Annotated in this window: 16 protein-coding genes; 3 read left to right on the forward strand and 13 right to left on the reverse strand. The window is 47.8% G+C overall.

The features are described from left to right. Positions 1–211 precede the first annotated feature (211 nt). From xerD to hisS, 10 genes are all read right to left on the reverse strand, one after another. Positions 212–1,090: a site-specific tyrosine recombinase XerD gene (gene xerD, locus KCG54_RS07865; protein ID WP_432761003.1), complete on the reverse strand. Its 879-nt coding sequence runs from the start codon at positions 1,088–1,090 to the stop codon at positions 212–214. Between the two features lie 76 nt (positions 1,091–1,166). Continuing rightward, positions 1,167–1,610 (reverse strand): peroxiredoxin, encoded by a 444-nt coding sequence (locus tag KCG54_RS07870; protein WP_003683206.1) that lies wholly within the window; start codon positions 1,608–1,610, stop codon positions 1,167–1,169. A 36-nt stretch (positions 1,611–1,646) separates the two neighbouring features. Beyond that, positions 1,647–2,282, reverse strand: a complete 636-nt coding sequence (locus KCG54_RS07875; RefSeq protein WP_049335496.1) for a deoxynucleoside kinase — start codon at positions 2,280–2,282, stop codon at positions 1,647–1,649. A gap of 97 nt (positions 2,283–2,379) precedes the next feature. Then, the gene (gene folK / locus KCG54_RS07880; protein WP_254323873.1) at positions 2,380–2,868 is read right to left on the reverse strand and encodes a 2-amino-4-hydroxy-6-hydroxymethyldihydropteridine diphosphokinase; all 489 of its coding nucleotides are present in this window, start codon (positions 2,866–2,868) and stop codon (positions 2,380–2,382) included. A 15-nt stretch (positions 2,869–2,883) separates the two neighbouring features. Further along, positions 2,884–3,258, reverse strand: coding sequence for a SirB2 family protein (locus KCG54_RS07885; RefSeq protein ID WP_003681989.1), 375 nt, complete (start codon positions 3,256–3,258; stop codon positions 2,884–2,886). 55 nt (positions 3,259–3,313) lie between these two features. Further along, on the reverse strand, positions 3,314–3,883 hold the full coding sequence (locus tag KCG54_RS07890) for a tRNA (mnm(5)s(2)U34)-methyltransferase (RefSeq protein WP_254323874.1): 570 nt from the start codon (positions 3,881–3,883) through the stop codon (positions 3,314–3,316). Between the two features lie 78 nt (positions 3,884–3,961). Further along, a complete protein-coding gene (hfq, locus tag KCG54_RS07895) occupies positions 3,962–4,258 on the reverse strand; it encodes an RNA chaperone Hfq (RefSeq protein WP_036493792.1) in 297 nt (98 codons plus the stop codon). A 296-nt stretch (positions 4,259–4,554) separates the two neighbouring features. After that, the gene (gene der, locus KCG54_RS07900; protein ID WP_049331367.1) at positions 4,555–6,012 is read right to left on the reverse strand and encodes a ribosome biogenesis GTPase Der; all 1,458 of its coding nucleotides are present in this window, start codon (positions 6,010–6,012) and stop codon (positions 4,555–4,557) included. A 141-nt stretch (positions 6,013–6,153) separates the two neighbouring features. Next, on the reverse strand, positions 6,154–6,783 hold the full coding sequence (locus KCG54_RS07905; protein ID WP_070461416.1) for a YfgM family protein: 630 nt from the start codon (positions 6,781–6,783) through the stop codon (positions 6,154–6,156). Further along, complete coding sequence (hisS, locus tag KCG54_RS07910) at positions 6,784–8,079, reverse strand: histidine--tRNA ligase (RefSeq protein WP_254323875.1); 1,296 nt, start codon at positions 8,077–8,079, stop codon at positions 6,784–6,786. A 257-nt stretch (positions 8,080–8,336) separates the two neighbouring features. Between hisS and KCG54_RS07915 the strand changes: the two genes are divergently transcribed. Continuing rightward, positions 8,337–8,843 (forward strand): hypothetical protein, encoded by a 507-nt coding sequence (locus tag KCG54_RS07915; protein WP_223168979.1) that lies wholly within the window; start codon positions 8,337–8,339, stop codon positions 8,841–8,843. 55 nt (positions 8,844–8,898) lie between these two features. Here KCG54_RS07915 and KCG54_RS07920 read toward each other — a convergent pair whose 3' ends face one another. Then, positions 8,899–9,201 (reverse strand): hypothetical protein, encoded by a 303-nt coding sequence (locus tag KCG54_RS07920; protein WP_188212354.1) that lies wholly within the window; start codon positions 9,199–9,201, stop codon positions 8,899–8,901. A gap of 209 nt (positions 9,202–9,410) precedes the next feature. On the opposite strand from KCG54_RS07920, the gene KCG54_RS07925 reads away from it, so the two are divergent. Beyond that, a complete protein-coding gene (locus KCG54_RS07925) occupies positions 9,411–10,334 on the forward strand; it encodes an RluA family pseudouridine synthase (RefSeq protein ID WP_254323876.1) in 924 nt (307 codons plus the stop codon). A 69-nt stretch (positions 10,335–10,403) separates the two neighbouring features. Here KCG54_RS07925 and adhP read toward each other — a convergent pair whose 3' ends face one another. After that, positions 10,404–11,447, reverse strand: coding sequence for an alcohol dehydrogenase AdhP (gene adhP / locus KCG54_RS07930; RefSeq protein ID WP_003681279.1), 1,044 nt, complete (start codon positions 11,445–11,447; stop codon positions 10,404–10,406). Positions 11,448–11,787: 340 nt separating this feature from the next. Here adhP and KCG54_RS07935 point away from each other — a divergent pair, with 340 nt between their 5' ends. Then, on the forward strand, positions 11,788–13,266 hold the full coding sequence (locus KCG54_RS07935; protein WP_070584307.1) for an aldehyde dehydrogenase family protein: 1,479 nt from the start codon (positions 11,788–11,790) through the stop codon (positions 13,264–13,266). 95 nt (positions 13,267–13,361) lie between these two features. Here KCG54_RS07935 and KCG54_RS07940 read toward each other — a convergent pair whose 3' ends face one another. Beyond that, a complete protein-coding gene (locus KCG54_RS07940) occupies positions 13,362–14,297 on the reverse strand; it encodes a DMT family transporter (RefSeq protein ID WP_254323877.1) in 936 nt (311 codons plus the stop codon). Between the last annotated feature and the right edge of the window lie 7 nt (positions 14,298–14,304).

Consider the following 14,304-nt stretch of genomic DNA (forward strand, 5'->3'; position numbering starts at 1 on the left):
TTTGTTACCCTCTGTAATTGAGAGTAGGATTTATTCTTGAACGTAAATATAAATAAAAACGGTTTGCATTGCAATATTGGCACTGTCCTTTTGTTTTGAAATTTTTCTATGAAATTTTATATTATGATTGATATTTTATAATTTTAAATTTTGATAACCTTTCAGACGGCCTCAATAACAAAAAGCGGCATCTTCGAGATGCCGCCTTTATTTATGAACGGGAATGGTGTTCATCGACCATGTTTTTCAAACGGATATTGGCAACATGGGTATAAATCTGCGTGGTGTTGATATCGGAATGTCCCAACATCATCTGGACCGAACGCAAATCGACGCCGTGATTGACCAAATGCGTGGCAAAAGCATGGCGCAAACCGTGTGGGCTGAGCGAAGCAATACCGGCCGCTTCGGCATATTCTTTGACTATCATCCATGCAAGCTGACGGCTGATGCCGCTGCGTTTCTGGCTGACAAATACTTCGTCGCAAATTTTGTTTTTCAGCAACAACGGACGCGATTCGTTGCAATAGCGTTCCACCCAATATGCCGCTTCCTGTCCCAACGGAACCAGACGCAATTTGTCGCCCTTGCCTATGGTACGGATACTGCCGCGATGTAAATCGATATCGCTGAGCGTCAATTTGACGGCTTCGGTCACGCGCAAACCTGTTGCATACATGACTTCAAGCAAGGCTTTGTCGCGCAGTCCATGCGGCGTTTCCACATCCGGCGCAGCCAGCAGTGCGTCGATTTGGGCTTCGGTAATCAGCGTGGGCAGTTTGCGTTCTGATTTCGGCGCCTTGAGAAAACGGGTGGGATTGTCTGCTCTTTGGCCCGTTTCTTCCAACCAGCCGTACATACGCTTGCAAGCCGACAAGGCCCGTGCTTGGGACGTGTTTTTTTCGCCCTCCGTATACACAGCATCAGACAGGGCAAATTCATCGGCACTCAACCAATCCTGCCCGCCCTCGGCCAAACGCGCTGCGACTTTGACCAAATCACGGCGGTAACTTTGTAGCGTATTGTGGCTGAGCCTGTCTTGCAGCCAAAGGGATTCAAGCAACTTGTCTATTAAATCGTCCATATTCATCAAACTGTATTGAAAGGCCGTCTGAACGGCATGACTTTACATCCGTTCAGACGGCCTTTAGGTTTTCAAAGCTCTATCAAGAGGCTTGAGAAATTGTATCCAAAACTTCCTGCGCGTGTCCGGCCACTTTGACTTTGCGCCATTCATGGGCGATTTCGCCGTTTTCGTCCAACACAAACGTGCTGCGCTCAATGCCGAGGGATTCTTTGCCGTAAAGCTTTTTCAACTTGATCACGTCAAACAGTTTGCAGACGGTTTCTTCTTTGTCGCTCAACAATTCAAACTGAAAGCCTTGTTTGGCGCAGAAATTCTGATGCGACTTGACGCCGTCGCGCGAAATGCCGACAACGGTATAGCCTAATGCTTTGAATTGCTCCAATCGGGCATTGAAATCCAAGCCTTCGGTGGTACAGCCGGGCGTGCTGTCTTTAGGATAAAAATAGACAACCAACGGCAAATGTTCGGCGGAGTTAAAATCGCTACCGGAAGAAGATGGGAGTGTGAATTGATATTTTGACATATTATTCCTTTCAGACGGCCTAAACCTAGCCTTCGTTTATTTTTCGCTTAAATTCAAATAACTGCGCGTACCTTGAAAATCTTCCAATGCGCGCAACAAAAGCTGGAAGTGGTCGTCATTGCCGGCCAAATCCAACTCATCGGCATTGACGGTCAGCAAAGGCGCGCTTTGATACAAATGGAAGAAATGGCTGTATTCGTCATGCACCCGTCCCAAATAGCCTTCGGGGAACAAGCTGATAATGCCTTCGTGACGTTTTTGCAGACGTTTGCGGTTGTTTTCGACGGCGGTTTGCAGATAAATCACCACATCGGGCTCTGCGTATTGCGGCAAAATACGTTGCTTCATATCGGCAAAAAGCTGCTGCTCGTCATCATTCAAAACGATAGGCGTAAAAATACGGTCTTTTTCCAATAAAAAGTCAGCCACAACCATTCCGCCTTGCGCGCATTGCTCTTCAATAATATTCACGCTTTCAGCGCGGCGCGTCAGGAAGAAAAGTTCGGCAGCCAAGCCATTATTGGAAACATTGCTGTAAAACTTCATGAGAAACGGATTGTGATCCGGATTCTCCGACAACAGCAACGCACTGAAATGCTCTGCCAAGCGGCGGCTCAAAGCAGTCTTGCCGCTACCGATGGCGCCTTCGACAACAATATAACGAGGATTCATAGTAACTCTTTGTAATGTGTTTCCCAACAATATTTTATAGCAAAAAAGGCGTGTCTAACACGCCCTTTCTTGTTTTAGTCCGTTTTTCAGACGGCCCTTATTCTTTCAACAGGCGAATACCCTGCCCGCCCAAAGCCTGAGCCAAATCAGCCGCACGGCCATGCTCGCCCAACTCGAAATCCGGAAGGATTTCGGCCAACGGCAACATAACGAAACTGCGTTCATGCGCGCGCGGATGCGGCAAGGTCAGATGCAGGTCATCGCTGCGGATACCGTCAAAATCGATGATGTCCAAATCCAAAGTGCGCGGCGCATTACGGAAGGTACGCTCGCGCCCAAATTCGGCCTCGATGCGGTTTAACTCTGCCAACAGCGCTACGCCGTCCAATGATGTTTTCACCGCACAAACCGCGTTCACAAAATCGGGCTGATCATCATAACCGACCGGCGCAGTCAGATACAGGGAAGAAGTCTTTTCAAGCCGGATATGCGGATGCGCGGCCAATTCGGCCAAAGCGGTGCGAACCTGTTCGGCAGGATTGGCAAGATTGCTGCCCAAAGCGATAACGGCAAAATGCGGATACATTTCAGACGACCTCTTTTAAAACGGCAGCGTTTTGGTTTTGGCAAGGAAAACAATCGTGGCAACACACGACATGGCCAAAACGTAGACGATATAGAACTTCGGCGAACGCGGACGCGAACGCATCATAATCATGCCCAACACAATATAAACCAGCAACAGCAGGATTTTCATGCCGAGCCATGGCGCATTAAACGGCGAAAAATGAGTAATCTTCATCAGCCACAAGCCGGTAAACAGCAACATGGTGTCGTTCAAATGCGGCATGGCTTTCCAAATGCCTGCCAACGGTTTCTCAGGATGACGCCAGAGCAGGAAAAAACGGATGTTGAACAACAGGATGGTAATGGCAACGAAAATCTGATGGCTGTATTTTACAAACAGATATTGCATGGCAGTTTCTTATGTTAAAGGTTGAAAAACAAAGCAGCTATTTTACCGCAAACATCTATTTCTGACGCAACTTTTCAATCGCCAGCAGATAGGGAGGCGCATTGCGGCGGTTGACAAATCCATAGCGTAACACGGCAAATGCTTCCTGCGGCAAAGTTTCCGCCCATTGCACAATCGCTTCAGCCTCTATTCGGCCGGCTTCATGCCCCGGATACAATACCGCCACGGCAAGCCCACCCTCTTTCAGCAAACCCAAAGTATCCGTCAGCGCACGGATACTGCTTGCCGCCTCAGTTGTACAGCTTTTATCGCCGCCCGGCAGCCAACCGAAATTAAATACTGCGGCATCTAAAGGCTCGTCGATATAAGATAAAACGTTTTCATGGCCGTCATGTATTAGGGCTACCCAACCATCTACGCCATTTTCTTTCAGACGGCCTTGAGTCTGCTCCAGTGCCTTGAGTTGCACATCAAATGCCCACACCCTACCCGTCTCGCCAACCAACTGCGCCAACAGCAAAGTATCATGCCCATTTCCGGCCGTCGCATCCAAAGCGCGGCCGCCTGATTTTAAGGCTTGTCGTAACAGGGAGTGGGCAAAAGGAAGAATGTTTTCAAGCAGCATGATAAAGGTCGTCTGAAAATAAAAATACCCTACCGCAAAAGCGGTAAGGTATTGAAAAACAGGAATGCGTTACATCATTTATTCGGCAGGTTGTTGCACAGTCTCAACTTGAACCGGAGCAGCTGCAGCAGCGGCTTGAGGTTGCTTGTTTTCGTGTTGCAGGCTGACTGCGCGTGCAGGAACGATTGTTGAGATAGCGTGTTTGTAAACCATTTGAGTGACGGAAGTATTACGCAGCAGAACAACGTACTGGTCGAATGATTCCACTTGACCTTGCAGCTTGATGCCGTTTACCAAGTAGATTGAAACCGGAACGTGCTCTTTACGCAACGCATTCAAAAAAGGATCTTGTAACATTTGTCCTTTAGCTGTCATATTCTTGAGCTCCATTATTATGATTGTAAAGACGCCAAAATCGGCGTTTGATGGGATTGTAGCCCCGAATAGGATAAATTACCAACTATTTTTTTCTATCACACCGTTTAGGAATCCAGCAATAAGGGAACTTCCCATCAAACCGACTGTTTCATTTTCATATTCACAACAATTCCAAATTCAAATTTGATATTTTTTAAATTCGGCAAACCCTATCGAAAATATGCCATGAAACTCTAATGAGCTGTTTTTTATTATAAAAAGGCCGTCTAAAATTGTTCAGACGGCCTTTGTGCTTATTTGCTGAATTGTTTTTTCACGCTGACTTTGGTTTTCTTCTTGAAGCGGTTTTTCTCTTCCTTGCGGCCTTCGCGTTTCTCAATACGGTTGCTCAGGCTGACACGGCGCAGCGGTTTTTTCTTCGGTTTGTCTTCCGCATTTTCATACGGGTTTTCCGAAACATTGTATTGAATTCTGAGCGGCGTACCTTGCAGATTGAAGGCTTTACGGAACGTTTGTGTCAGATAGCGTGTGTAGCTGTCTGAAATCGCGTGCAGCGAATTGCCGTGAACCACAATCACTGGCGGATTCATGCCACCCTGGTGGGCATAACGCATTTTCGGACGCACCAAGCCAGCACGTGGCGGCTGTTGACGCTCGATCGCGCTTTGCAATACGCGCGTGATTTTCGGCGTCGGCATCTTAATCATCGCCGCATTGTAGGCAGCCTGAATGCTTTCAAACAAACCGTCTATACCGCGCTCTTTCAATGCAGAAATAAAGTGAAACTTAGCAAAATCAAGGAAATACAGTTTGCGGTTGATATCGCGTTTCACTTGCTCGCGACGCTCTTCACTGATGCCGTCCCATTTATTGACCGCCACCACCAAGGCACGGCCTGCCTCTAAAGCAAAACCTGCAATCGTCGCATCTTGGTCGGCGATATCTTGTTGCGCGTCCAATACCAAAACAGCAACGTTTGCCGCTTCAACCGCCTGCATGGCTTTGATAACAGAGAACTTTTCCACCGCTTCATCCACTTTGCCGCGACGGCGCACACCTGCGGTATCAATGATGGTAAACGGCTTGCCTTCACGTTCAAAATCGATATGGATACTGTCGCGCGTCGTGCCTGCCATATCGAAAGCAATCACGCGTTCTTCGCCGAGGATGGCGTTTACCAAGGTCGATTTACCGACATTTGGACGGCCGATTACAGCAAAAACAGGATGTTTCGCTTCTTCCTCTTCCTTTTCAGGCTCAGGGAAGGTTTCCAAAATATCTTCAATCAGATAATACACGCCATCGCCGTGCGCACCTGAAATAACATAAGGGTCGCCCAAAGCAAGTTCGTAGAACTCGGCGGCAAGTACGGCCCTATTGCCGCCTTCGCCTTTATTCACGGCCAAATAAACGGGACGCGGACTTTGGCGCAAACGGTCGGCAATGATTTTGTCTTGCGGCGTCAAACCGGTGCGGCCGTCCACCAAAAACACCACTGCATCGGCTTCATCGACAGCCTGCAAGGTTTGTTTTGCCATTTCGTGCAAAATGCCGCTGTCCACAACTGGCTCAAAACCGCCGGTATCGATGACCAAATAAGGTTTGCTGCCGACTTTGCCATGACCGTAATGTCGGTCACGCGTCAGGCCGGGCAAGTCATGCACGAGCGCGTCTTTGGTGCGCGTCAAACGGTTGAATAAAGTAGATTTGCCGACATTGGGGCGGCCGACAAGCGCGATGGTTGGTTTCATGATGGAGTCTTTCTGTGTCAAGTGCCGCCTAAAAACGGGAGCGGAACACAAGCAGGTGTTTTAAAAACACGGTTGATAAGGATAAGTGTAGGCCGTCTGAAAAGTCATTGCAACTTCAGACGGCCTTGATTTTAAACAAACTTATTTCAAGCTGTCGATTTTCATTTGCAGCAATTCTCGGCCTACTGCGGTTTGCGGCATTTTGCTCAAAGCAGCTTCGTAACTTTGTACGGCTTCTTTGGTTTTATTTTGGGCAACGTAAACATCGCCTTTGGTTTCCAGCATCAAAGGCTCGAAATCAGCCTCAACCTGAGTATTCAGGGCATTGATGGCGGCATCGTATTTTTTCTGTTGCAACAGGACAACGCCCAAACGCTGCGCTGCCAAAGCTTGAACCAACGGTGCGTTTTGGTTTTTCAGCACCCAATTCAAATGACCTTCCGCCACATCATAACGGCCGGCATCAAACTCGGTCGCCGCTACCATCAAAGTAGCTTGGGCTGTCGAAATGGAATCAGGATAGTTTTTTTGCAATTCGGCCAAATCGGCGTTGATGGCTTTTTGGTCGGTTTTTTGCTGCGCCTTTTCCACCATTTGCGCCAACACGGCGGCGGCTTCCTGATCTTTTGAAGCTTTTTGGCCTTGGTAAATGGTGTAACCCAAATACCCCAAAGCCGCCACGATCAGCAAGGCAAAGATCCAACGGCCTGTTTTTTTCCAAAAATATTTAAAGTTGTCTAACTCTTGTTGTTCTTCCAAATGGGCTGCCATTTATGCGTTCTTCCATTGTTGTAAAGTGTCTGTCAAATCAGCGGCGGCAACGGTTTGTTGTTCATGTTTGCCCTGCATATCTTTCAGGGTAACCGTACCGTTTGCCAGCTCATCCTGAGCCACAATCAGGGCAAAGCTTGCGCCACTGTTGTCTGCTTTTTTCATTTGCGCTTTCAGGCTCTGATAGCCGGAATGCTGCATCACATTGAAGCCTTGAGCGCGCAAGGCTTGCGCGTATTTCATCACCTGCAAGTCCGCACCTTCGCCTTGGTGCATTGCATAGACATCAGGCGCGGCGTTCACTTCCAGTGAGCCGTATTCGCTTACCAAAAGCAGCAGGCGCTCAATACCCATCGCAAAGCCGATAGACGGCGCAGGCTTACCGCCAAGCTCTTCAATCAAACCATCGTAACGGCCGCCACCGCACACAGTCGCCTGCGCGCCGAGTTTGTCGGTCGTCCACTCAAAAACCGTCTGATTGTAGTAATCCAAACCGCGGACTAAGCGCGGATTTTCAATATATTGAATACCCAAACCGTCCAACATCGCCTTGAAGCGTGCATAGTGGTTTTGCGAAGCCTCGCCCAAATAATCCACCAAACGCGGCGCCGCGTTGCAGATTTCCTGCAAATCAGGGTTTTTCGTATCCAAAACGCGTAAAGGATTGGTTTTCAGACGGCGTTTGCTGTCTTCGTCCAACTTATCTTCATAGCGGGTCAAATATTCAACCAATGCCGCACGGTGTGCCGCGCGTTCTTCACGGTTGCCCAAGCTGTTGATTTCCAAAGTCAGGTATTCGCGAATACCCAATTTTTCCCACAAATCGGCAGACATCGCGATGATTTCCGCATCAATATCCGGCCCTTCAAAACCCAAAGCTTCGATACCGACTTGATGGAACTGACGATAACGGCCTTTTTGCGGACGCTCGCGGCGGAACATCGGCCCCATATACCACAGCTTTTGCGGGCTGTTGTACAGAAGGTTGTGTTCGACCACCGCACGCAGACAAGAAGCCGTACCTTCAGGACGCAGGCTCAAACTCAAAGAATCGTTTGAATCGGAGAAGGTGTACATTTCCTTGCCGACCACATCGGTTTCCTCGCCGATGGAGCGGACAAACAAACCGGTTTGCTCGACAATCGGCGTACGGATTTGCTGATAGCCGTAAGCGCGTGTCCAACGACTAACCGTATCTTCAAACGCCTGCCAAAACGCAGCCGTCAGTTTGAAATCTTTTTGTTCGACAGGTAAAAGGTCGTTCATACCTTTTACAGATTGAATTTTTTGTGCCATTTCAATATGGGATAAGCGAAAATCAAATAGTTGGGCATTATAGCTGATTTTTAAGGGTTTGTGAGGTTGAGAACAAATCAAAAGGCCGTCTGAAAATCGGTTTTCGCATTCAGACGGCCTGTAAAGCAGATTGCAGAATCATATTCAATGGTTCCCATCCTTCCCCTTCTTTTCAACTTAAATTTCTTAAAAATATATTCAATATAGATTCAATGTCGTTATACTTGGATTCTTTTCATCCCGTCCCTATGCACATCATGAAAACACTACGATCTCTTTTTGTTATCGGCTTGTTAACCACCAGTTTACCCTACCAAGCGATGGCTGCAAATAACGCCACAAATAATCAAGCCAAAATAGATTTAGTCAAAAAGGTTTATCTGTCTAAAGTGGATTTAGGCTCTGAACACAATCATGTTACCACGCCTGAATTACAAAAAATCATCCGACAATTTAATAATTTTGACACTAATATCCGTAATCAACCCGATATGGAGATGGGATGTGACATGCCGATATATTACTACTTGGGCTTTGGTCAGGATCATCCTGACAACTTCCATAAAACCTTGCAAGTCAAGGTCACTTCTCCCCATACCGTCCGGGCAACATTTAAACAATTTGACGGCCACAGGGTCGGTGCAGATTTCACGTTAAAATGTACAGAAAACCGTTGTTTGATAGATGATTTTAAGATGATTGGCGATCAAACCAGCATCAAAACTGATTACAAACTTGTTTTGCGCAAACAAAAATGTGAGTGAGCCAACAAAACAAAAGGGCTGTCCAAACAAATGGAGCAGCCCTTTGATTTTGCAATCAAGGTCGTGAAGGATGCGGATTTAAGCGGACAGGCGGCAAATTAGGTTTTCCGTATTGGGAAACAGCTTGTCTGCCTGAAGCAGCTTTCCCTGACTGCATGACGCCGCTATCGTTACGTATTGGATGTGCGGCATACTCGTCTTGATTTAATTGTGAAACTTCTTCATTTACTTCATGCTCTACCATAAGCTCATACTCATTATCGTATGTCTCACTCTTACCGAGCCGAACTTCCCCTCCCGCCATAGCGGATACGGAAAATGCGGATAACATAATGATTATGCTGATTTCTTTCTTCATAATATTCTCCTTTTCTCAAATATTGCTTCTTTATCATTTCTTTAATTCATGCCACAAAAGCAAGTTCCAAAGAAACCAGTTTCTTTGGTCATTTGAAGAATCTATTTAAGCACAAAACCTGCATCAATACATATCTATTATTAGAAGTTTATTTTCCATATAAACAAGGCCGTCTGAAAAAATCCTTAAAACCGAGTACAATCCGCCGCATGAAAAAACATACCAATCCCCTCCCCCTTTTAGACGGTGTCAAACCCAGCTACTTGGTTTTGCCGCATGAAAAGCAGTTTTACGGCTTGCCGCTGCTGCATTTTTTATGCACTCATTTTCCCTTTGTCGGCGAAGAAAACTGGCGGCGACGGCTGAACAGCGGTTTTGTGGTGGGCGCGGATGGCGTACCGTTTGATGAAAATACTTTATTCGAGCCCGGCAAGGCGATGTTTTATTACCGTGAAACCAGCCGTGAGAGCGAGCCGCGTATTCCGTTTGAAGAAAAGATTTTACATATTGATGAGCATTTGCTTGTGGTGGACAAACCGCATTTTCTGCCCGTCATCCCCAGCGGCAGGTTTTTGCGGGAAACCCTGCTCACGCGCCTGCGTTTGCGGCCTGAATTGCAGCATTTGAATGTTGAAGACATTACGCCGATTCATCGCTTGGACAAAGATACGGCAGGCGTTATGCTGCTTTCGCTCAACCCTGCCACGCGTCGCGATTATCAGACCATGTTCCAAGAAAAAACCGTCCAAAAAACTTATGAAGCGGTGGCGCCGACGCGGACGGATTTGGACTATCCGCTGGATATTTCATCCCGAATGGAACGCGGCGAAAAATTCTTCCTCACGCGGGAAACAGAAGGCGAACCCAACGCCCACACGACCATCGAACTTATCGAAAACCGCGGCGCGTTCAGCCTCTACCGCCTCACGCCGCATACCGGAAAGAAACACCAGCTCCGCGTGCATATGATGAGTTTGAATATGCCGCTGATGAACGATGCGCTTTACCCTACCCCATTGGCGGCCGGTGATGAAGACTACGACAAACCTTTAAAACTTCTGGCTAAAAAAATAGAGTTTATCGATCCTATCAGTGGAGAAATCCGTGCATTTGAAAGCGGCTTTACGCTTTAAATTTCCCAATCCAATGAAAAAGGCCGTCTGAAAAGTTTCAGACGGCCTTTTTGTCATAGAATCATTTGATTAGTGATGAATGCAGCTGCACTCTTTATTCATATCAATCACCATACGGCCGGTAATTTTACCTTCGCGCATTTCTTGGAAGATGGCAGGCGCTTCATCCAAAGCACGCAACTCGACTTTAGGCACAACCAAACCTTCTGCGCCGAATTGGAATGCTTCCTCCAAATCTTTGCGGGTACCGACCAAAGAGCCGACCACTTCGATGCCGTCCAATACCAAGCGAGGGATAGACAAATCCATAGACTCAGGTGGCAAGCCAACTGCAACGACACGACCGCCTGCGCGGACGCAGTTAACACCTGAATTGAAGGCAGCAGCGGATACGGCTGTTACAACGGCTGCGTGTGCGCCACCGGTTTTCTCTTGGATGACTTGAGCCGCATCTTCTTTGGCAGCATTGATTACCAAATCCGCACCGGTTTCTTTGGCAAAAGCCAGTTTGTCGTCATTAACATCAATGGCAACAACGTGCGCGCCAAACACTTTTTTCGCGTATTGAACCGCCAAGTTGCCCAAACCGCCTGCGCCGTAAATCGCAATCCATTGGCCCGGACGGACGCCGGAAACTTTAATGGCTTTATAAGTAGTTACGCCGGCACAAGTGATACTGGAAGCTTGCGCAGGATCCAAGCCTTCAGGAACTTTGACCGCATAATCGGCACTCACGATACAGTGGGTCGCCATGCCGCCGTCGGCAGTATAGCCTGCGTTCAATACAGAGCGGCACAAGGTTTCGCGGCCGGTATTACAGTATTCGCAAGAACCGCAGCTTTGGAACAGCCATGCGATGCTGACACGGTCGCCGACTTTCAGATTTTTCACACCGTCGGCAACTTCTTTAACCAAACCGATGCCTTCGTGTCCCAATACGCGACCCGGTTTGTCGCCGTAATCGCCTGCCGCAACGTGCAAGTCGGTGTGGCACACGCCGCAATACTCGACTTCCACCAACGCCTCACCGTATTCCAGCGGACGCAGTTCGCGTTCAACAACTTCTACATCACCTGCTACATCTTTATTTACTACCACAGCATGCATTTTCATGAGAGAGTCTCCTAGGGTGTTGAAAAACTGTTTAGCTATGAATGAGAATACTCCCCATACCCTAAGCCGTCAACCCATAATCTTTTTCAAAACAACGAGTTATGATGTTATACCATAACAAATCCTATTCAGGCCGCCTGAATCTTTAAATATATTAACAAATGCACTTTCATTTCAATCAAATCCTTAATTTTTCAGACGGCCTGCTACATGAAACAACATTGCAAATGTAAATTTTAAGAACATTCTCATTTTTAGTACTTGAACTTAAAAAGAAAAAAGCATAAGCTGCTTTCATGGTGTTGAACCACCTATTCCCATTCATTAAGGAGACAGCATTATGGCAAAAGATTTAAATGTGTTTGATAAAGAATATGGTCTTTTAATCAACGGCGAATGGACGAAAGGTAGCGAAGGCAAACTTTTATCCTCTTACAACCCTGCCAATGGCGATGAGTTGGCCAAGTTCACAGACGCAACCGATGCTGATGTCGATGCTGCCGTAGCCGCTGCACAAGAAGCATTCAAAACATGGCGCAAAACCACGACTGCCGAACGCGCGGCCATTTTGAACAAAATCGCCGATGTGATTGATGAAAACGCCGAATTGTTTGCCCTGCAAGAAACCTTGGACAACGGCAAACCGATCCGCGAAACCCGTGCCGCCGACGTGCCTTTGGCTTCCGACCATTTCCGCTATTTCGCCAGCGTGATCCGCGGCGAAGAAGGCACTGCGACCCAGCTTGACGCCGAAGACCTGTCCATCGTTTTGCGCGAACCGATCGGCGTTGTCGGCCAAATCATTCCTTGGAACTTCCCATTCTTGATGGCCGCATGGAAAATCGCTCCGGCATTGGCCGCAGGTTGTACCATCGTCATCCACCCTTCTTCCAGCACTTCATTGAGCCTGTTGTCCCTCGCTCAAAAAATCAACCACTTGCTGCCTAAAGGCGTGTTGAACGTGATTACCGGCCGCGGTTCCAAATCCGGCGAATACATGCTGCACCACAAAGGCTTCAACAAACTGGCCTTTACCGGCTCAACCGAAGTCGGCCGCCGCGTCGGCATCGCTGCTGCTGAATTACTGATTCCGTCCACTTTGGAATTGGGCGGCAAATCTGCCAACATCTTCTTCGACGATATGCCTTTCGACAAAGCCCTCGAAGGCGCGCAAAAAGGTATTTTGTTCAACCAAGGCCAAGTGTGCTGCGCCGGTTCGCGCATTTTTGTACAAGAAGGCATTTACGACAAATTCGTCAATGCTTTGGCTGAAGAATTCAAAAAAATCAAAGTCGGCCTGCCTTGGGAAGACGACACCCAAATGGGTTCTCAAGTCAATGCCGGTCAACTCGAGACCATTTTGAAATACGTCAAAATCGGCGAACAAGAAGGCTGCCGCATCATTACCGGCGGTAAAAAAATCGAAGGCGAATTGGGCAAAGGCGAATTTGTCGAACCGACTTTGATTGAGGCCAGCAACGAAGCCCGTGTTTCCCAAGAAGAAATCTTCGGCCCGGTTGCCACCGTGATTAAATTCAAAACCGAAGAAGAAGTCATCAAAATGGCCAACGACAGCGAATACGGCTTGGGCGGCGCAGTTTGGAGTACCGACATCAACCGCTGCCTGCGCGTTTCCAACGCATTGGAAACCGGCCGCGTTTGGGTAAACTGCTACAACCGCCTGCCTGCCGGCGCGCCGTTTGGCGGCTACAAAACTTCAGGTATCGGCCGCGAGACCCACAAAATGATGCTCGCCGCCTACACCCAAGTGAAAAACATCTACATCAGCACCCGTGAAGAACGCGAAGGCTTCTATTAATCCGCCGTTTCACATTAATCTGATTTAGAAAATATAAAGGCCGTCTGAAACCTGTTTCAGACGGCCTTGTTTTATTCTGTTTCGCAATAAATGCTTCATATCTTTCTCAAAAAAAGCCCCATCACTTTCTCTCCGGCCACAGCCAACAATGCCCCGGCTACAACCACCATAGCACCCACATAGCTGACGATATTCATATCCGAAGCGGCAAAATAATCGGGGGCGAGATGATGGCCAATGGTGGAAAATATCATAGTAAATACAGGTATCAACGTGGTGACGATACTGACTTTTGAAGCGTCCCAATGGTTGAGCGCTTCGCCGAATGAACCGTAGCCGATCAGCGTGTTCAAACAGCAATAGATAAAGCAGCCCCATAAAAACGGATTGCCGATATGGGCGATTTGAGACGGTTCGGCAAACGGCAGGAAGACAAAGCTGCTGCAAAAATAAATCATGAGCAGGATTTGTTGCGAATTGAAATGTTTGGACAGAAGTTTTTGCGCCACACCGTAGCACACCCAAATCATGCTGCCCGAAGCCGCCATCATCACGCCGACCGCGTAGCTGCCCAAGCTGAAAAGTTCGCCGAATTTGTCGTTAAAAAACATGACCAAACCCGTCAGCAAAAGTATCAAGCCGATTTTTTGCCAATGCGTAAAGGCTTCTTTAAACACGCCAACACCGACCAAAATCATGGTAAAGGGCGAGAGTTGCCACAACACCTGCGTGGTTGTCGGCGAAATATAGTGCAAACCCAGGGCAACGAGCACGAAGTTGGCGGAAATGCCGATAATGCCCAACAACAATAAAAATAAGGTTTGCTTAGAAAATTCAGATGGCCTCGGCAGCTTGCCGGTCAGTCCCAACAGCACAAACAACACCAGCGAAGCCACTAAAAAGCGTATCCACACCAGCGTGGGCGCATCGACGGCTTTTAATGCCTGTTGGGCGATGACCGGCAGCGAACCCCAAGTCATGGTGGCAAGCAGCGCCAATGAAAAGCCGAGCCAAGGTTTTTGTTTCTTCATTATTCAG

The sequence above is a fragment of the Neisseria subflava genome, assembly GCF_024205705.1.
GTDB lineage: Bacteria > Pseudomonadota > Gammaproteobacteria > Burkholderiales > Neisseriaceae > Neisseria > Neisseria subflava_D.